An 18796-nucleotide genomic window follows, 5' to 3' on the forward strand; every position below is an offset into this window, starting at 1 on the left:
AGGCTAGCATGGCCAGGCGGCCCCTATTCAAGCCGGCTCAGCGCTTCAGCCGGTATCCCGTCTTGAAGATCCAGGCGACGATCGCGAGGCAGATGAGCATGAACACCACGGTCATGGCGAGGCTGATGCCGATCGCCACATCCGAATGGCCGTAGAAGCTCCAGCGGAAACCGCTGACGAGATAGACCACTGGATTGAACAGCGTCACCGTGCGCCAGAATGGCGGCAGCATGTCGATCGAATAGAAGCTTCCGCCGAGAAAGGTCAACGGCGTGACGATCAGCAGCGGCACGAGCTGCAGTTTCTCGAAATTGTCGGCCCAGATGCCGATGATGAAGCCGAGCAGCGAGAAGGTGATCGCCGTCAGCAGCAGGAAGGTGACCATCCAGAACGGATGATCGATCCGCAGATCGACGAACAGCGCTGCCGTCGCCAGCGTGATCACTGCCAGCATCGTCGATTTCGTCGCGGCGGCGCCGACATAGGCGATGACCGTTTCCATCGCCGAAACAGGCGCCGACAGCAATTCATAGATCGTGCCGACGAAACGGGGGAAATAGATGCCGAACGAGGCGTTCGAGATCGACTGCGTCAGCAGGCCGAGCATGATCAGCCCCGGTACCAGGAAGGCACCATAGCTGACGCCGGCTATTTCGTTCATATGGGGCCCGATCGCCGATCCGAAGACGACGAAATAGAGCGAGGTCGAGAGGACGGGCGAGACGATGCTCTGCAGCAGCGTGCGCCGCGTGCGCGCCATTTCGAAACGGTAGATCGCGATGATGGCATGAATATTCATGGCGAGCCCCTCACCAGGCTGACGAAGATATCCTCGAGCGAGGACTCCTCGGTGCGCAGATCCTTGAGCGTCAGTCCTGCGGCGGCGACGTCGCCGAGCAGGGTAGCGATCGCGTTGCCGGCGGCTTCCGCCTCATAGGTGTAGACGAGCTCCGATCCGTCGGCGGCGAGGGCCAATCCATAGGCTGCGAGACTTTTAGGCACCGCGGCGAGCGGTGCCCCGAGCTCGATCGTCAGCAGCTTGCTGCCGAACCGCTTCATCAGCGCGGATTTTTCCTGCACGAGGATCAGTTCGCCCCGATTGATGACGCCGATCCGGTCGGCCATCTCCTCGGCTTCCTCGAGATAATGCGTCGTCAGGATGACGGTCACGCCGGAATCGGCCAGCGTCCGCACGACGCGCCACATGTCGTGCCGAAGCTCGACATCGACGCCGGCCGTCGGTTCGTCGAGGAACAGCACCTCGGGCTCATGCGACAGCGCCTTGGCAATCAGGACGCGCCGCTTCATGCCGCCCGAAAGCGTCATGATCCGGCTGTCCTTCTTGTCCCAGAGCGAAAGGTCCCTCAGCACCTTCTCGATATGGGCGGGGTTCGGCGGCTTGCCGAACAGGCCGCGCGAGAAACTCGTCGTCGCGAACACCGTCTCGAAGGCGTCGGTCGTCAGCTCCTGCGGCACCAGACCGACGAGGCTGCGCGCCGCCCGATAATCGCTGACGATGTCGTGGCCAGCGATCGTCACGCGGCCGGCGCTGGCGCGCGCGAGGCCGCAGACGATGCTGATCAGCGTCGTCTTGCCGGCGCCATTCGGGCCAAGCAGCGCGAAGATTTCGCCCCGCTCGATGGTGAGCGACACGTTATTGAGCGCGGTGAAGCCCGAGGGATAAGTCTTGGAAAGACCCTCGATCGCAATCATGGGCGGCACGGTCATTGGGAAGCGGCTCCTGTGGCCACGGGCCTGTCGGCCGAATCGCGGCGGGATCAGCGCATCGTCAATAGCCGAACTTGGGCCGCCACGACAGCGGCGCCATGGCGCCGGTCAAGCGAGCGTCACCACCTTCGTCAGATGGCGCGGCGCCACCGTGTCGAGGCCGCGCGCCTCCGCTACCCGCTCGCCTAGGAGCTGCAGCGCCGGCAGCACGGCAAGACCGGCGACCACGGGCGCGACGGCGACATCGATCGCGACGTCGCCCGGGCCGCCGAAGCCGATCACCCGCGCGCCCTTCGCCTGCATCTCGCCGACCAAGAGGGCCTCGTCCTCCGGCCTCGCATCGCCATAAAGCATCACGCCGACGGTCCGCTCGTCGAGCAGGCTGATCGGCCCGTGCCGGTATTCGAGCGGATGAAACGCCTGCGCGAAGGTCTGGCTCATCTCCAGAAGCTTCAACGCGCCCTCAAGCGCGATGCCGAAGAGCGGGCCGCCGCCGAGATAGACGAAATGCGAACGGCCGGCGATCAGCGCCGTCGCGGCACGATCGGTCGCTGTAAGGGCGGCCTCGGCGGCGCTCACCACGCGCTCGTCGACCGGAATGCCGATGAGCTGGAGGCCAAGCAGCAGCATGAGGCTCGCCGATGACGTCATCACGATGCCTTCGGCGGGATGCGTTTCGGCGAAGACAACGCGGTCGGACTGGGCGGCAAGGCCGCTGCCCGCCGCACAGGTGATGCCGGTGACGCGGGCACCGGCGGAGCGGCTCGCCTCGGCAGCCGCGATCGTCTCCGTCGTCTCGCCGCTGCGCGAGAGCGCCACGACATGCGCCTGCCGCCAGTTCGGCCAGTAGCTCTGCGGACGATCGACCCATTCGCGCGCCGGAACGGCAACCGCCGCGCGGCCATGCGCATTGGCGCTCGCGGCGAGCGAAAGAGAGAGATTGTAGGATGTGCCGCAGCCGACAAAGACGGTCACGGGGACCTCGGGCAGCGGCTCCTTCGGCGCGAGCGCGGCGCGCCAGAACGGAAACTGCTCGAGAATAGTCTGTTCGGTGATACCCATGATGGTCTCTTGTCGTTGTCTCGGGACGCGCGCGCTGGCGCTATTTGACGGAGCCGGCGGTGAGCCCGCTGACGAGGTAGCGGTTGAGGAACACGACGATCAGGATCGGCACGATCATCGCGATCGTTCCGGCGGCATTGATCAGGCCGTAATCGACAAAATTCTTGGTCGAGAATTCCGGAATGAGGACGGTCAGCGGCTTCGTCCGCGTCGGCGAGAAGATCAGCGGCACCATGTATTGGCCCCAGGCGCCGAGAAACGTGATGATGGACGCCGCGACGAGGCCTGGAGCGGCGAGCGGCATCACGATCCTGAACAGGATGGTCAGCCTTCCGGCGCCGTCGATGCGCGCCGCCTCTTCGATCGAGAGCGGCAGTTGCTGGAAGACGCTGCGCATCAGCCACAGCGCCAGCGGCAGAAATGCCGACAGATAGATGAGTGTCACCCCGAGATAGGTATCGATCAGCTTGAGGCTCACCATCAGCCGGTAGAGCGGGATCAGAACGGTATAACCGGGGATCGCGATGGTGGCGATGACGATGAAGAAGATCGTCTGCCGCCCGGGGAACTCAAGCCGAGCGAACGCATAGCCGCCGAGGCTGGCGAGAAAGATCGAGACGATCGTCGCCGCCAGCGCGGTGATGACCGAATTCAGGAGGGCATTGCGAAACTGCGATGCGACGGTGACGTCGCCGGACGCGATATATCCGAACCCGGCGAGCCGTTGGTAGTGATTGAGAGTCAGGTGCTCGGGGAAGAAATGGATCGGCTGCGACATCAGGTCGGGCGTCGGGGTCAGGCTCGTGGCGATCGCCCAGTAGATCGGGCCGACCGACCAGACAAGCAGCACCACGATGCCGATCCAGACCCCGATGCGGTGGGAGAGGCGCATGTCCATCAGTCGAGCCTCGTGACGCGCTGCACACGCAGGACATAGACAAGCGATACCGCCAGCGAGGCGATCATCACCAGGACGCTCAGGGCCATGCCATAGGAGAAATGCAGGTTCTGGAACGCCTCGAGATAGACCTGGACCAGGATCGGTCGGGTCCCGCGCGCCGAGCCGGTCAAAATCCACGCCTCATCGAAGAAGTTGAATGCAGCGACGGTGGACTGCGTCATCGCGATGGCGATGCCGCCGCGGATCAGCGGCAGCGTGATATTCGCGAACATCTTCGGTCGCGAGGCCCCGTCGATGCGGGCCGCCTCATAAAGGTCGTTCGGGATGCTCTGCAGCGCCGCCAGAACGATCACCGCCGTCAGCGGCAGCATGCGCCAGACATGCACCAGCGAAACGGCGAACAGCGCGATGGTGCGGTCGTTGAACCAGACGAACTTTTCGAAATCGAGCCCGGCCGCGACCAGGATGCCGTTGAGGAGGCCAAAGGCGGGATTGTAGATCCAGCCCCACACCACCGCGTTGACGACGCCCGGCAGCGCCCAGGGCAGGACGACCGCCGCGAGCAGATAGCGGCGCCAGCGGCCGGCCTGATTGATCAGCAGTGCCGCTCCGATGCCACCCGCTGTCTCAAGCGCCACGCAGATGGCGACATAGATGAAGGTGTTGCGCCACGCCTCGTTGACGATCGGGTCGGCGAGGAGATCGCGATAGTGCTGCAGGCCGATGAAGGGCGTACCCGCCATCATCGGATTGACCCGGTGCATGCTTTCCCACAGCGTCGACGCCACGGGAATCAGCACCAGCGACAGCATCGCAAAGACGATGGGGGCCGCGAGCATCAGGCCGAGCCGGGCATCGGCGGAACCGTCGATGCCCTTGTCGCCTTTGCGCCGCGCCGGAACGGCGGCGGCCAGTGTCACTGCTGCTGCGCCTTGACGGTTTCGTCGGCGATCGACTGGACGGCCTGCGCAACCGTGACTTCACCCTTCACGGCCTGATTGATCGCATTGGACACCGCGCTGGAGAACTGCGGATACCAGGTCGGCGTGCCCTGCTTGAACAGAGGCTCGACGGTCGGTGCCTGCTCCACCAGGACGGCACCGCTAAGCAGCTTGCCGTCGTCATTCAATTGCTTGAGCGCCGAGGTCCGCGTCGGCAGGACGCCGACGCCGTAATTCTTGATCTGGTAGTCCTTGCTGGTCATCCACTTGATGAAGGCAAGCGCCGCTTCCTTGTGTTCGGACGAGGCAGGGATGCCGAGCGCTTCCAGCAGGCCGTAGCTGCGCGTCTTGCCGCTTTCGGTGGCCACCAGAATGGCCTCGATCTGGCCGGAGACCTTCGACTTGGTCGGGTCCGCGAACTGCGCGATACGGCCGGGCTCACCGCTGATCATGATGCTGGTCTGGCCCTGGCCGAACATCGACTCGTTGATCTGGCTGTCCTTCAGTCCCGTCGAAGCCGGGTCGACCAGGCCAGCCTTCAGCGCGTTGATCTCGAACTCCAGCGCCTTGTAGCCGGCCGAATCCGGCGCGGTGAACAGCGGCTTGAAGTTGTCGTCGAAGAGCTCGCCGCCAAAGGCCTTGGTCAGCAGATACCAGGTCGTCGAGGTTCCCTCCGACGTAGAAAGCGGCATTCCGATCGGATAGGTGGTGATGCCCTTTTCCTTGATGATCTTGGCGTCGGCCACGAGTTCATCGAGGGTCTTCGGCGTATCCGTGATGCCTGCATCGGTGAAATGCTTGCGGTTGATGAGCATCACGCGGAAGTCGTTGCTGTAAGGCACGCCGAGCAGCTTGCCGTCGACCGTGAAGATCGCCGAGCCGGCGATATCCTTGACGGTATCGGCATCGATCAGCGGGGTCAGGTCCTCATACCAGCCGGCGGCAGCGAACTGGCCGGTCCACGACCAGTCGAATTCGGTGACATCGGCCGGCGGCGTGCCGGCGATCAGGCCGGTGATCAGCTTCGGCCGGATATCGTCCCAGGTCAGCATCTGCAAGTCGACCTTGATGCCGGTGTCCTTTTCGAAATCGGCAGCCAGCGTCGGCGACTGGCCGGACGGCAGCAATACGGTGATGCTCTGGCCGGCCAGCGGCTTGGCATCGTCCGCAAATGCGGGCAGGGCGATGGTGAGCGCCGCAAGGGCGACAGTGGTTCGGAAGAGCCTGTTCATCGGTGATTGTCCCATCCTGGTAAGGTATCGCTTCGGCCATTCCTCGCGCGGACGGCATCGTTTTCGATCGAGGCGGCAAGCCGCCCGATCCATGCTTCGTCCACGGGCCATTCGAGGTCTTGGGCGGCGCGCAGCAGCGCGCCACCGATGGGGGGAAGGCGCGGCGGCTCGGGCTCAGACCCGACCAGGGCGGCTGTGCGCGCGCGCAAGATGCGGCTCGAAAAGGTGCCACCGGCCGTGCTCCAAACGAGCGTGGCATCGCCGATGCGCCGCCGCGCTGCGGGGACATGCGCCGCAAGATGCTCCGCGGCCGCATCCAGAATGCCATCGGCGACCGCGTCGCCCGCCTCGGCCCGCGCGTCGACAAACCGAGCCAGCGCAGCGATCTCCGAGCGCGCATGCTCGACCGAGGCGCGCCAGGCGATCAGCGCATCCTGTGGCGCCCCAGGATCGAGATGGAGATGATCGAGGAACGCACGGAGAAATTCCGGCGCTTCGACACGCCCGTCGATCGCCCGGCTTGCCAATCCGATCGCCTGGGCGCCGATCCAGTTGGCGCTGCCCTCGTCGCCGATCATCTCGCCGAACCCGCCGACGCGGAGCATGCGGCCGGCGGCGTCGCTCGCCCACGCCATGGAACCCGTACCGGACAGCACCAACACGCCGGGCCCGCCGGCGAAGGCGCCGATATGCGCCGCCTCGACATCATTGATGACCCGCTGCGGCACTGGGCCGAAGAACGCGCGGATCTCGGCCTCCTGGGTAGCGCTCAACGCGGCGATCTCGCCATAGGCGGGCATGCCGGCGACGACGGCGCCGATCGAAGAGCGCAAAGCGGCGAAGGGCGCCAGCAGCCCGCCCAGCGCATCGCGCCAGCCGGGCTTGTCCATCGGATTGATGCCGGGCCCGGATGCGAACGCCGTCGCATGGCCCGCGCGATCGGCGAGTCCGACCAGCGTCTTGCTGCCGCCACCATCGATCCCGAGGACCAGGGGCGCGCTCACGCCGCCTCTCCCTCGACCTCGTCGGCAGGATCGGCCAGGGCTTCTCCCGCTGGATCGACGATGAGCGACCGGACCCCGAGCTCGCCAAGCCGTCTGCGCCAGACCGGCGTCAGCGCGGAGTCGGTGACGATGGTGTCGGCGCCGGAGAGCGGGGCGACCTTGTAGGTCGACATGGTGCCGAATTTCGACGCATCGGCGACGACGAAGCGCGCGGCCGAACGGGTCAGCATATGCGCATTGAGGCTCGCCTCGGCCGCATCGATCGAATAGATCGCGCCGTCTTCGCCGATCGCGCTGGCGCCAAGGAAAAGCTGATCGAACCAGAGCCCGTCGAGCATCGCCTCGGCCTGCGGGCCGACCAGCGAAGCGTTCTCGCTCCGCAACTGCCCGCCCAGCACCACGACCTGCAGCTTGGGAACGTCGAGCAGCTCCTGCGCCACGGCAAGACCATTGGTGAAGACGCGCTGCGGGATCGGATTGACCCGCATCAGCTTGGCAAGCTGAAGGACCGTCGTGCCGGCATCGAGGAACACGCTGCCATGCGGCTTCAATGCAGCATAGCAGGCGCCGGCGAGCGCGCGCTTGGCGGCGAGGTTCTGGTTCGCCCGCTCCTGGAAGGCGACTTCGACGCTCGAGCCCTCTGCGATGCGCGCACCGCCATGAACCCGGTCGATCGCGCCCTCGTCTTCAAGGATCTGCAGGTCCCGCCGCACGGTGGCGAGCGAGGCGCCGACGGCATCGGCAATGGCCTGGATCGTCGAGGGGCCATTGGCATAGAGGTGGCTTCGGATCGCGTCGAGCCGACCCACCTTCATGCTGCCGCCCTGCGCCATAGTCGCTCCAGCCCTCTAAGCTGTCGATGAAACAAGCGAATGCGATCAATCAATCCATAGGATGTGATCGCCGTCAATCATGTTTCTGAGCGATTTTGATCTATTCGCTCACCAGAGGCAGCGGCTGGCCGGCCGGACGCTCGATGCGGTAGACGATATAATCGGCGATGGCGACACCGCGGAACCGCCGCGTCACCGTGCCCATGATCTCGACCGGACCGAAGACGGAGGCCAGCCAGGCATCCATCGGATCCCGGGTAACGACGAGCCCGACGCCGGTCGTATGATTGACCGGTCGATCGAGGAAGGCGTAGCGCTCGGGCTCGTTCAACTGCATCACCGGAACACCGCGCAGCAGGCGGGCGAGTTCGGCGTTGAGCTGGTAGTCGAGCGTCAGGATATAGGTGGCGCCGCTCGCCCGGCGGATGGTGTCGATATCGCCGGCAAGCCCGCCCCAGCCGCGCGTCAACCGCAGGATCGGGTCGCGCGCGCCGAGCACCGTGGTCGGCACGACAGTCGCATAAAGCGCGGCAAAGGCGACGAAACCGAGCGCGACCGGCACCGTGGCCCTTCTGAGCCGCGCCATGAGAGCCGGCCCCTCGGCGGGGATCACGGTCAAGGCTGCCGCCGCCGCGACGGCGAAGGCGGGATAAAGAAAGCCGGTCCAGTTGCCTTCCACGCGGCTGCGCAGCGCGTGGAAGATGAAATACGCCATCGGCACCAGGATGAGCGCCAGGATCAACCGCCAGCCCATCCGCGAGCGCCAGGCGGCGCGGCAGCGCGGAGAAAGCCCCGTCAAACCGAAAAGGAAGACGAGCGGCGTCGCGAGGCCGAGCTGCGCACCGAAGAATTCGGCCAGGAACTGCGGCTCGAACTGCCAGTTCTCGGTTGTCCGTCCGCCCTGCTTGGCGACGGTTTCCCAGCCATGCGTCGCGTTCCAGACGAGATTGGGCGAGAAGACGAGGATCGTGACGGCGAGCGCCGCCCACGGCCAAGGCCCGATCAGCCTTCGCCGCCACTGCGGCAGCAGCAGCACCGCAATGCCAAAGCCGGCGGCAAGGAAAGCAGCCGAATATTTGGAGAGGAGCGCGAGCCCGGTCGCGGCGCCGACGGCGAGCCACCAGAAGGGCCGGTCATGATCGACGAGCCGGGCCGCGCAATAAAGCGTGGCGGCCGAGAACAGTATCAGCGGCGCATCAGGCGTCGCGACCGCTAGCCCGAAAAAGCCGAGCAGCGTCAGGTTGAAGAGCAGGGCCGCGATCGGCCCGGCGCGACGATCGGCCAGCAGCAGCACGGCGGCGCGCCAGATGAAAAAACTCGCCGGAATCGCCGACAGCACCGGCAGCAGGCGGACGCCGAAGGCGTTGTCACCGGCGATCAGGGTGCCGCCGCGGATGAACCAGGCGATCATCGGCGGATGATCGAGATAACCCGCCGCGAGCCGGGTCGACCAAAGCGCGTAATAGGCTTCGTCCGGCACCAGCGGCACCAGGGCGGCGATGGCGAGGCGGGCGAGGATCGTGACTGCGATGAGGAGCAGGGCGAGCGGCCACCGCTCGGCTCGCGGAAGCACCAGGGACGAGACCTTGCCCGAAACGTTTGCGTCGCTCATGGCCGGTTCTTCCACACCAGCGCCGTGCTGGAGAGAGAGTTCCACATCGCGCCGAGCACCGATCCGGCAAGCCCGGCCACCCACCAGCGCAAAAGTTCAATGAAGACCCGGCTGCCGACGCCGACAGTGGCGAAGGGCGTGACATTGACGCTCTCGTTGAAGGTCGGCACGACGTCTGTCAGCTCGAGAACGCCCTGATCAACCGCGAACGGCAGCTCTGCCATCGAAACACTCCACGCCGGCGCAGGCGGATCGCGCGCGGCAGGAGAGCCGCAACCGCGCCTCCCCTGCGCGGGGTTCCCGATACAGGCAGCATCGGCCCGAGTCCAGACGGCGCGACCAAACGGCCCGGCCCGTTGACGCGGGCGCCATTGTCTCACTAGCTGAAGGTCAGCTTTCCAATGGAGACCCGATGATGGCCGACAGGCTCACGATTGAAGATCTCGATCCGGCAACGGTCGCCCAAGGCGTCGCGGACGGGCAGTTCCTGCTCGTCGATGTGCGCGAGCCATCAGAATACGACGCGGAACACATCGAGGGCGCATTGCTCTTCCCGCTCTCGACATTCGATCCCGCGGCGCTGCCCGATCCTGAAGGGCGAGCGATCGTGTTTCAATGCGCGGCCGGTGGCCGTTCGGCGCGGGCGGCGGAGGCTGCAATAGCTGCGGGGGTTCCGGCGAACCGCCATCTCGCCGGCGGCATCGCCGCCTGGAAACGCGCCGGACTTCCGACGACCCGCTAAGATCAGGCTGCGTCCACGGTCAGCGGCAGCAACCGTTCGCGCGAGGCGGCGAGAAGGCGTTCCATCGCCTTCGCCGCCTCCGCAGGATGGCGGCCGACGATAGCGACGCACACCGCCTCATGCAGCGCGACATCCTCGCTCGGCCGCGTCGTATGCCGCTGCAGCATCTCCGAGGAAACGCGCAGCGCCGACTTGACAGCGCTGCCGATCGTGACAAACAGGCCGTTGTGGGACGCGTTGATGATCGCGAGATGGAATTCGAGCGCCGCCTCGGACGTCGTCTTGACCGGCAATCCCTCGAGCTGCGCCGCTGCGAGCTCGCGGAAGTGATGCTCGATCTGCGCGAGATCGTCATCCGTGCCGTCGCGGGCCGCGAGAAAGGACGCGCGCGGCTCGAAGCAATAACGCATCTCGAAAATATCCTCGACGATCTTGCCGTCGAACTGCGTCTGCAGCCGCCAGGCCAGCACGTCGCGGTCGAGCAGGTTCCATTCGGCGAACGGCAACACCCTTGTACCGACCTTCGGGGACACTTCGACGAGCCGCTTGCCGGCAAGGCTCTTCACAGCCTCGCGCACGGTGGTGCGGCTGACGCCATAATACTCGCAGAGTTCGCTCTCGATCGGCAGCGATGCGCCCGGCAGAAATTCGCCCGAGACGATGCGGCTGCCAATATGATTGGCCACCTGCGCGCTCATGGTTCCGACCGATAGAAGCTCGCGCTCCAACATCCCGCGCTCTCCCGACACCGTTTCTTCCCCTACGCGGTTTTTCTTGGGTCAGCCACTCCAAACCGCAGCGCTCGGCCGGCCCCGACGCAGCAATGATCCGGTTGACAAAGCCGCCGATCATCAGGATGATCGCCGCATATGATAATACCATTGGAGAGGAAATGGGGAGGGGTGACGAGGAAAATCATCCTCGTGCACGGCTAGGCCGGCCCTATCGCTGATTTCCGACCGATGGCGGCGCCTTATGGCGTCCAACACGATGCAGGACCAGGTCGCCGAGGAATACGGCCGGTCCTCGAAGACGGCGACGCCGATGGCTCATCCGCCATGGTTCGCCGAAGAAAGCACGTCGCCGGAGGGCGGGTCTTGTTGGAAGATCCGAAAGGCGATCGAGGATGGAGGAGACGTGAAGATGCGTGGATTGATGACGAAGGCGCTGGCCACGGCCGCGCTTCTGGCGCTGACCGTTGGCGCTCAGGCCAAGGAAACAGTTGTCTGGTGGGACTTCCTGTCCGGCGGCGACGGCGTTCGCATGAAGTCGCTGCTCGACCAGTTCAACAAGGAAAACCCGGATATCGACATCCAGGCGACGACCCTCGAATGGGGCGTGCCGTTCTACACCAAGGTCCAGACTTCGGCCGCAATCGGCCAGGGTCCCGACGTGATGACCTATCACCTGTCGCGCCTGCCTCTTGGCGTTTCGACGGGGACGCTTCGGGAGCTCACTCCCGACGAATTGAAGGCAGCCGGCTTCTCCGGTGACAACTACGCCCCGGCCAACTGGAAGGCGGCTCAGGTCGATGGCAAGCAATATGCCATTCCCTTCGATATCCATTCGATCATTCTCTATTACAACAAGGACCTGCTGAAGAAGGCGGGTCTGCTCGGTGATGACGGGCTGCCGAAGGGCCTCGACGGCGCGGCCAATTTCGAAGCGGCGCTCGCAAAGCTGACAACCGGTCCCGATCAGGTCGGCCTGTCGATCCCGACCGCCGATAACGGCACCATCTGGCGCGTGTTCTACACGCTGCTCGGCCAGCAGGGCGGCGAATTCATCACCGGCGACAAGGTGCTGGATGGCGCCAACGCCGACAAGGCCACCAAGGCCCTCGCCGAAATGGCGAAGTGGACCAAGGAAGGCTGGGTTCCCAAGCAGACCGAATATCCGGCCTCGATCGCCATGTTCACGTCCGGCAAGGCGGCGATGCACATCAATGGCGTCTGGGAAGTCCCGACGATGACCGACCTCGCCAAGAACGGCAAGCTCGGCTTCGAGTGGGGCGCGGTCCAGATCCCGGTGATCTTCGACCAGCCCGCAACCTGGGCCGACTCGCACTCCTTCGCGATCCCTGACCGCAAGGGCAACGAGATCAGCCCCGAGAAGCTCAAGGCCGTGTTGAGCGTCATCAAGTGGATGAACGAACACAGCCTGTTCTGGGCGACCGCAGGTCACATCCCGGCCTATCTGCCGGTCACGAACAGCGAAGACTTCAAGAAGATGGAGCCGAATGCGACCTATTCGTCGCTGTCGAAGACCGCCGTGTTCGATCCCTCGTCGAAGATCGCAGGCGTCGCCTCGCCGATCTATGACGCCGCATCCAACTACTTCATGCCCGCAGCGAATGGCGATGGCGAACCCGCTGATGCGATCAGCGCCGCCAAGGACGAACTCCAGGGCCTGATGGAATAATCCACGTCCCGACATTCCGGCCGCCCCTGCTCTCACCGGCAGCAGGCGGCCGGATTTTCGCTTGCTGGCGAGGATCGAAAGCATGAAATTCGGACGTCGCGAGATTACAGCGGCCTATGTACTGGTCGCACCTTTCGTCATCGCCTATCTGGTGCTGTTCATCTATCCGACCTTCAAGATGGTCGAACTGAGCTTCACGAATGCCCCGCTGATCGGCGCCGGGGATTGGGTCGGCTTCGCCAACTACATCAAGCTGTCCAAGGACAACCTGTTCATCCAGGCGGCCCTCCACACCGGCTATTTCGTCCTGCTGACGGTCATCCCGACGACGCTGATCGGCCTTGCCATCGCGATGATGGTCTCCCGGTTGAACGGTTGGCTGCAGAGCCTCGTCCTGGCCGCCTTCTTCCTGCCCTACATCCTTCCGGTTACCGTGGTCTATCTGATCTGGACCTGGATGCTCGACCTGCAATTCGGTATCGCCCAATACGCAATCGAATTGTTTCATGGATCGCGCGTCGCCGTCTTCCGCGATCGTTACTGGGCCATGCCCACCGTGGCCTTCGTCACCATCTGGTGGACGAACGGCTTCAATGTGCTTCTGTTCATTGCTGGCCTCCGCAACATCTCGCAGGATATCTATGATGCAGCGGCACTCGATGGCGCCAGCCGCTGGCAGATGTTCCGCAACATTACATGGCCACTCGTCTGGCCGGTCACCGCGCTGGTCCTGACCATTCAGCTCATCCTGCAATTGAAGATCTTCGACCAGATCTATCTGTTCACGCAGGGCGGGCCGTTCAATTCAACCTATGTGATGGTTCAGTTCATCTACAAGAACGCCTTCCAGCTCAATCGCGGCGGCTATGCAGCGACAGTGGCGGTGGCATTGTTCGCGGTCATCGTTGTCGTCTCAGTGCTGCAATATCAGGTGCTGCGCGTGCGGGGAGGCCGGTCATGAAGCGGCTGAACATCTCGGCGGCGATCCTGACGATTGTCACGGTCGCCTGCGCGCTGCTCTGGGCGTTCCCGCTCTATTGGGCCGTCATCACCACGCTCAAAAACGAATATGAGGTTGTGGAGCCCGGCATCGGCCTCTGGCCGAAGATCTGGACCCTCGGCGGCTATCTCTATGTCATCACCAATACGCAGATCGGGCGCTGGTATCTCAACTCCTTCGTCACATCCGGCGCCGTGACGATCCTTGTGCTGATGATCAGCGCGGCCTGCGGCTATGCCCTGTCGCAGCTTCGCTTTCCGGGACGGACCATTCTCTGGCTGATCATCCTTGCCAGCTTCATGGTGCCGATCCAGACCCTGATCGTCACCCACTTCATCCTGATGAACGATTTCGGCTTCATCAATCGCTGGGCCGGCGTCGTACTGCCCCAGCTGATCGTTCCGGTCGCGATCATCATCTACAAACAGTTTTTCGACCAGATCCCGCGCGAGTACCGGGAAGCTGCGCTCATCGATGGCGCCAGTGAATATCAGCTGTTCTTCCGCGTCTTCCTGCCAATGAACTGGGGCATAACGACTGCACTCGCCATCATCACCTTCATCGGCGCCTGGAACAACTTCCTGTGGCCGTTCCTGGTTGTCACCGAACAGGACATGATGAACGTGACGGTCGGCATCACCCAGGTCCATGATGCCTTCGGTGTCCAGTATGCCCGCAACCTCTCTGGCGCGGTGCTCGCCGCCTTGCCGGTCGCCCTCGCCTATCTCCTCTTCCAGCGCCGCGTGACCGAAGCGATCATGCTGTCCGCCGGAATCAAGGGCTAGCCGCTACAAACTCCGGCGCCCAAGGGCGCCGGCCACCCCCATTTGGCCCAAAGGTCATCTCCCATGCTGAAAGCTCGCCTCGTCGTCGACCGCGACTTCGTTCTTTCCGATCTCGACCGGCGTGTCTTCGGCGCCTTCGTCGAGCATATGGGCCGCTGCGTCTATGGCGGCATCTATGAGCCCGGCCATGCGACGGCCGACGAGCAGGGCTTTCGCGGCGACGTGCTGGAGCTGACGCGCGAGCTTGGCCCCACCATCATCCGTTATCCGGGCGGCAATTTCCTCTCCGGCTATAACTGGGAAGACGGTGTTGGCCCGAGCGACCAGCGCCCGGTCCGCCGGGATCTCGCCTGGTTCTCGACCGAGACGAACCAGTTCGGCACCAACGAGTTCATGGATTGGTCCAGGAAAGCCGGCATCGAGCCGATGTTCGGCGTCAATCTCGGCACCAAGGGTCCCGACGAGGCGCGACAGTTCCTCGAATATTGCAATCATGTCGGCGGCTCGACCCTTTCGGACCTCCGCCGCCAGCACGGCTATGACAAGCCGCATGACATCAAGTTCTGGTGCCTCGGCAACGAGATGGACGGCCCCTGGCAGATCTGCCACAAGACCGCGCAAGAATATGGCCGCGTCGCACTCGAGACGGCCAAGGTGATGCGTTGGGTCGACCCGACGATCCAGCTCGCCGCCTGCGGTTCATCCCACCGCAACATGCCGAATTACGGCTCATGGGAATATGAAGTCCTCGACCATTGCTACGACGAGGTCGACTTCATCTCGCTGCACACCTATTTCAACAACAATGCCGACTCGACGGCCGAATATTTCGGCGTCATCGAGCTACTCGACAGCTTCATCAAGGAAGTCGCGGCAATCTGCGACGCGGTCGGCGCCAAGCGCCGGTCGCACAAGAAGATCATGCTGTCGCTCGACGAATGGAACGTCTGGTACAAGACCCACAAGATCGAGCATATGCGCAAGCCGGGCTGGCCCGAGGCGCCGCCGCTGATCGAGGAAGTCTACAATGCCGAGGACGCGCTGATCGTCGGCGGCGCCCTCATCGCGATGCTGAACAACGCCGATCGCGTCAAGACGGCCTGCCTGGCGCAGCTCGTCAACGTCATCGGCCCGATCATGACCGAGACCGGCGGCGACGCCTGGCGGCAGACGATCTTCCACCCCTTCGCCCTCGCCTCGAAATTCGGCCATGGCCGCGTGCTGCGCACCGTTGCGGAATCGCCGAGCTACACGGCCAAGGCGTTTCCGGAGATCCCTTATCTCTACGCAACCGTGGTCGATAATCCGATCGATGGTTCGACGACGATCTTCGCGCTCAATCGCAGCCTGTCCGACTCGATGGATCTGAATGTCGAGCTGCGCGGGCTCGGCAAGGAACGGACGCTGGTCGGCGCCACCGAGATCCATCACGCCAATCTGAAGGCAGTGAACACCAAGGACGCGCCGAACACCGTCGCACCCAAGGTCAATTCGGAGGTCATGATCGACGGCGAAACGCTGCGCATCAAGTTAAAGCCGGCGTCGTTCAACGTCATCACGACGCGCGCATCGCAGCCGGCGAACTGAGGTCGCCTGCAGACGACCGACGACGGGGCCCGCCACCGCTGGCCCCGTTTGGGTCTCCGTGACGCCTACGATCGCCGCGCTTCGAAAGCGCTCCGTGCTGCCTCGATTGCAGCCCGGTTCTGCTCTGCCCAGATCCAGACGCCGCAGAAGGCTTCGCCGAGGCTGAGGCCGAGGTCGGTCAACTCATATTCGACATGGGGCGGGATCACGGGAAGGACGGTCCGGGTCACCAGTCCGTCAGCTTCCATCTGGCGAAGCGTCTTGGTGAGCATCTTCTGGCTGATACCGCCGATCAGCTCGCCAAGGCGCGTGAAGCGCTGGCGTCCCTGTTCGGCGAGGACTTCCAGCGCCAGCATGGTCCATTTGTCGGCAACACGCCCGATGATCTGCCGCACCAATGCCTCGAGGGCCGGATCGAGCTCTGCCGCTGGGGGCACCGGGCGGCGCTCCCGGCCGCCCGGCGGCCGTGAGGCATCGTGATCGTGGATGGGTGACGGCGCGATGGTCGACATTGCTCACTCTCCGTTCGGTAAGTATGGCTCTTTCAGGTGCCTACTTTCCGTTGGTTTGTGTCCATCATAAATGATGTTCGAACCAGGAGAAACATCATGCAGACCAGCGGCAACACGATCTTGATCACAGGCGGCGGCTCCGGCATCGGGCAGGCCCTGGCCGTGGCCTTCCAGGCGCTTGGCAACCAGGTGATCATCGCCGGACGGCGGCAGTCGGCACTCGACGCGACGGTCGCCGCCCATCCGGGCCTCGATTCCGTCGTCTTCGATATCGAGGATATCAAGTCAATCCGCACACTGGCCGACGACCTTGCGACGCGGCATCCCGCTCTCAATGTCGTGATCCACAATGCCGGCATCATGCGGCCGGAAAATCTTTTGGCGCAGCAGGACGACCTTGCCGACGCCGAAGCGACGGTCGCCACAAACCTGCTCGGGCCGATCCGCCTGACGGCGGCTCTGCTGCCGCAATTGCTGAAGCAGCCGAAGGCCGCAATCCTCACCGTGTCCTCGGGTCTCGCCTTCCTGCCGCTGACGGCCACGCCAACCTACTCGGCGACCAAGGCGGCGATCCACTCCTACAGCCAGTCGCTGCGCCATCAGTTGAGCGAGACGGCGGTGCAAGTGCACGAACTCGTGCCGCCCTATGTCCAGACCGAACTGATGGGGCCCGGGCAGGCCAGCGATCCCAATGCACTGCCGCTGAACGACTTTATCGCCGAGACGATGCGTCTCCTTGAGGACCAGCCGGACGCTGCTGAAATCCTGGTCGAGCGGGTCAAGCCGCTGCGTTATGCCGAACGCGATGGCCATTTCGATCAGGTCTTCGCGAGGTTGAACGCAGGCACCCACTGATCCCGGCCCTTGCCCGGTTCGCCGCATTGCAGGCGACCGGGCGAGGCCGTATGACTTTGCGCCATGGCCCTACTCGACCTCGCCAATCCGACGCGCTTCATGGCCCTCGCCGACCGGGTGCTGCCCTGGCTGTGGAGCGCCGCGATCCTCGTGCTCGGCATCGGGCTCTATCTCGGCCTGTTCGTCGCGCCGCCCGATTATCAGCAGGGCGAGACGGTACGGATCATGTTCATCCATGTCCCCGCCGCCTGGCTGTCGATGTTTGGCTATGGGCTGATGGCGGTTTCGGCGCTCGGCACGCTCGTCTGGCGCCATCCGCTCGCTGATGTCGCGGCCCGAGCTATCGCGCCTGTCGGTGCCGCATTCACGCTGATCGCACTGATTACCGGCTCGCTCTGGGGTAAGCCGATGTGGGGCACATGGTGGGAATGGGACGCGCGCCTTACCTCGGTGCTGGTGCTGTTCCTGATGTATCTCGGCCTGATCGCGCTGTGGAATGCGATCGAGGATCCAAACCGGGCCGGCCGCGTCGCCGCGGTGCTGATCCTCGTCGGTTCGGTCAACCTGCCGATCATCAAGTTCTCGGTCGATTGGTGGAACACGCTGCATCAGGGGGCGAGCGTCTTCCGGATGGGCGGCTCGACCATTGATCCGAGCCTGCTCTACCCGCTGCTCATCTGTGCCATCGGCGCGACGCTGCTGTTCCTCGCGCTGGTCATCATGGCGATGAAGAACGAGATCCTCCGCCGACGCATCCGCGCGCTCCGCCTCGTCGCCGCCAGCGTTCCGGCCGGAGTGGCGGCGTGAGCGGCTTCGGCGAACACAGCGGCTATATCTTCGCCGCCTATGGCCTTTCGGCGGTGATCGTCCTCGCCGTCGTCGCTTGGGTCCTCGTCGACGGCCGGGCTCAGAACCGCCGCCTCAAGGATCTCGAGGCCCGGGGCGTTCGACGCCGCTCGGCCGCAAGGCGCGAAACGACCTCATGAGCGAAGCTCCCCTCGAAACACCGAAGCCGCGACAGCGCTCGCTCGGCCGCACCATTGCGATCCTGGCGCCGCTGGCCTTGTTCGTCGCATTGGCCGGCCTCTTTCTCGTCAGTCTGGAGCGTGGCGGCGATCCGAGCCTCGTGCCCTCGGTGCTCATCGGCAAGGCGGCGCCCGCCACCAATCTAAAGCCGGTCGAGGGCCTCACTCTGCCGGGCCTGACGACAGCCGATCTTGCGAGCGGCAAGCCGATGCTCGTCAATGTCTGGGCATCCTGGTGCGCGCCGTGCCGCCAGGAGCATCCCGTGCTGGAGCAATTGGCGCAGGACCCGCGGCTGACGCTGGTTGGGATCAATTACAAGGACCAGCCGGACAACGCCCGCGCGTTTCTCGGCCAACTCGGCAATCCCTTTTCGCGCATCGGCGCCGATCCGAGCGGCCGCACCGCGATCGACTGGGGCGTCTACGGCGTGCCGGAGAGCTTTCTCGTCGACGGCAAGGGTGTCATCCGCTTCAAGTTCATCGGCCCGCTGACGGATGAAGCCGTAGCGACGACGCTGATGCCCGAGCTCGACAGGATGGAAAAAGGCGGCTGAGC

Annotated in this window: 21 protein-coding genes; 9 read left to right on the forward strand and 12 right to left on the reverse strand. The window is 64.2% G+C overall.

Annotated features, from left to right (window positions below; all coding sequences use genetic code 11):
- Positions 1–37 precede the first annotated feature (37 nt).
- The 10 genes from LB518_RS16855 to LB518_RS16900 all read right to left on the reverse strand — a co-directional run bounded on the left by LB518_RS16855 (position 38) and on the right by LB518_RS16900 (position 9537).
- Complete coding sequence (locus LB518_RS16855; protein WP_224578700.1) at positions 38–799, reverse strand: ABC transporter permease; 762 nt, start codon at positions 797–799, stop codon at positions 38–40.
- Complete coding sequence (locus LB518_RS16860) at positions 796–1728, reverse strand: ABC transporter ATP-binding protein (RefSeq protein WP_224578703.1); 933 nt, start codon at positions 1726–1728, stop codon at positions 796–798. Before LB518_RS16860 ends, LB518_RS16855 begins: the two co-directional genes overlap by 4 nt.
- Before the next feature lie 108 nt (positions 1729–1836).
- Entirely contained in the window at positions 1837–2790 is a 954-nt protein-coding gene (locus LB518_RS16865; protein WP_224578704.1) for an SIS domain-containing protein, read from the reverse strand.
- 40 nt (positions 2791–2830) lie between these two features.
- Positions 2831–3688: a carbohydrate ABC transporter permease gene (locus LB518_RS16870; protein WP_224578706.1), complete on the reverse strand. Its 858-nt coding sequence runs from the start codon at positions 3686–3688 to the stop codon at positions 2831–2833.
- The gene (locus tag LB518_RS16875; protein ID WP_286198745.1) at positions 3688–4605 is read right to left on the reverse strand and encodes a carbohydrate ABC transporter permease; all 918 of its coding nucleotides are present in this window, start codon (positions 4603–4605) and stop codon (positions 3688–3690) included. The genes LB518_RS16870 and LB518_RS16875 overlap by 1 nt, the downstream gene beginning before the upstream one ends.
- Positions 4606–4607: 2 nt before the next feature.
- A complete protein-coding gene (locus LB518_RS16880) occupies positions 4608–5864 on the reverse strand; it encodes an ABC transporter substrate-binding protein (RefSeq protein ID WP_224578711.1) in 1257 nt (418 codons plus the stop codon).
- The gene (locus tag LB518_RS16885) at positions 5861–6868 is read right to left on the reverse strand and encodes an N-acetylglucosamine kinase (protein ID WP_224578713.1); all 1008 of its coding nucleotides are present in this window, start codon (positions 6866–6868) and stop codon (positions 5861–5863) included. Before LB518_RS16885 ends, LB518_RS16880 begins: the two co-directional genes overlap by 4 nt.
- Positions 6865–7701, reverse strand: coding sequence for a DeoR/GlpR family DNA-binding transcription regulator (locus LB518_RS16890; RefSeq protein ID WP_224578716.1), 837 nt, complete (start codon positions 7699–7701; stop codon positions 6865–6867). The genes LB518_RS16885 and LB518_RS16890 overlap by 4 nt, the downstream gene beginning before the upstream one ends.
- Positions 7702–7801: 100 nt before the next feature.
- The gene (locus LB518_RS16895; protein WP_224578718.1) at positions 7802–9313 is read right to left on the reverse strand and encodes a glycosyltransferase family 39 protein; all 1512 of its coding nucleotides are present in this window, start codon (positions 9311–9313) and stop codon (positions 7802–7804) included.
- Positions 9310–9537, reverse strand: a complete 228-nt coding sequence (locus LB518_RS16900; RefSeq protein WP_224578719.1) for a hypothetical protein — start codon at positions 9535–9537, stop codon at positions 9310–9312. Before LB518_RS16900 ends, LB518_RS16895 begins: the two co-directional genes overlap by 4 nt.
- A gap of 191 nt (positions 9538–9728) precedes the next feature.
- Here LB518_RS16900 and LB518_RS16905 point away from each other — a divergent pair, with 191 nt between their 5' ends.
- A complete protein-coding gene (locus LB518_RS16905) occupies positions 9729–10055 on the forward strand; it encodes a rhodanese-like domain-containing protein (RefSeq protein WP_224578721.1) in 327 nt (108 codons plus the stop codon).
- Positions 10056–10057: 2 nt separating this feature from the next.
- Here the strand turns inward: LB518_RS16905 and LB518_RS16910 are convergent, their stop codons facing one another.
- A complete protein-coding gene (locus LB518_RS16910) occupies positions 10058–10786 on the reverse strand; it encodes a FadR/GntR family transcriptional regulator (protein ID WP_224578723.1) in 729 nt (242 codons plus the stop codon).
- Positions 10787–11198: 412 nt separating this feature from the next.
- Here LB518_RS16910 and LB518_RS16915 point away from each other — a divergent pair, with 412 nt between their 5' ends.
- From LB518_RS16915 to arfA, 4 genes are all read left to right on the forward strand, one after another.
- On the forward strand, positions 11199–12476 hold the full coding sequence (locus tag LB518_RS16915; RefSeq protein ID WP_224578725.1) for an ABC transporter substrate-binding protein: 1278 nt from the start codon (positions 11199–11201) through the stop codon (positions 12474–12476).
- 82 nt (positions 12477–12558) lie between these two features.
- Positions 12559–13437 carry a carbohydrate ABC transporter permease gene (locus LB518_RS16920; protein ID WP_224578727.1) on the forward strand — a complete coding sequence of 293 codons (879 nt, stop codon included), beginning with the start codon at positions 12559–12561 and terminating at the stop codon, positions 13435–13437.
- On the forward strand, positions 13434–14261 hold the full coding sequence (locus LB518_RS16925; RefSeq protein ID WP_224578729.1) for a carbohydrate ABC transporter permease: 828 nt from the start codon (positions 13434–13436) through the stop codon (positions 14259–14261). The genes LB518_RS16920 and LB518_RS16925 overlap by 4 nt, the downstream gene beginning before the upstream one ends.
- Before the next feature lie 66 nt (positions 14262–14327).
- The gene (arfA, locus tag LB518_RS16930; protein ID WP_224578985.1) at positions 14328–15848 is read left to right on the forward strand and encodes an arabinosylfuranosidase ArfA; all 1521 of its coding nucleotides are present in this window, start codon (positions 14328–14330) and stop codon (positions 15846–15848) included.
- A gap of 65 nt (positions 15849–15913) precedes the next feature.
- On the opposite strand, the gene LB518_RS16935 is transcribed toward arfA, so the two are convergent.
- Entirely contained in the window at positions 15914–16360 is a 447-nt protein-coding gene (locus LB518_RS16935; RefSeq protein ID WP_224578730.1) for a winged helix-turn-helix transcriptional regulator, read from the reverse strand.
- A 96-nt stretch (positions 16361–16456) separates the two neighbouring features.
- Here LB518_RS16935 and LB518_RS16940 point away from each other — a divergent pair, with 96 nt between their 5' ends.
- The 4 genes from LB518_RS16940 (at position 16457) to LB518_RS16955 (ending at position 18794) form a co-directional block, all read left to right on the forward strand.
- Positions 16457–17215, forward strand: a complete 759-nt coding sequence (locus LB518_RS16940; RefSeq protein ID WP_224578731.1) for an SDR family oxidoreductase — start codon at positions 16457–16459, stop codon at positions 17213–17215.
- A 63-nt stretch (positions 17216–17278) separates the two neighbouring features.
- Complete coding sequence (locus LB518_RS16945; RefSeq protein ID WP_224578732.1) at positions 17279–18022, forward strand: heme ABC transporter permease; 744 nt, start codon at positions 17279–17281, stop codon at positions 18020–18022.
- Positions 18019–18201 carry a heme exporter protein CcmD gene (gene ccmD / locus LB518_RS16950; RefSeq protein ID WP_224578733.1) on the forward strand — a complete coding sequence of 61 codons (183 nt, stop codon included), beginning with the start codon at positions 18019–18021 and terminating at the stop codon, positions 18199–18201. The genes LB518_RS16945 and ccmD overlap by 4 nt, the downstream gene beginning before the upstream one ends.
- A complete protein-coding gene (locus LB518_RS16955; protein WP_224578734.1) occupies positions 18198–18794 on the forward strand; it encodes a DsbE family thiol:disulfide interchange protein in 597 nt (198 codons plus the stop codon). Before ccmD ends, LB518_RS16955 begins: the two co-directional genes overlap by 4 nt.
- Positions 18795–18796: the final 2 nt, after the last annotated feature.

This window comes from Mesorhizobium sp. BR1-1-16 (assembly GCF_020165495.1).
In the GTDB taxonomy this organism is placed as follows: domain Bacteria; phylum Pseudomonadota; class Alphaproteobacteria; order Rhizobiales; family Kaistiaceae; genus Kaistia.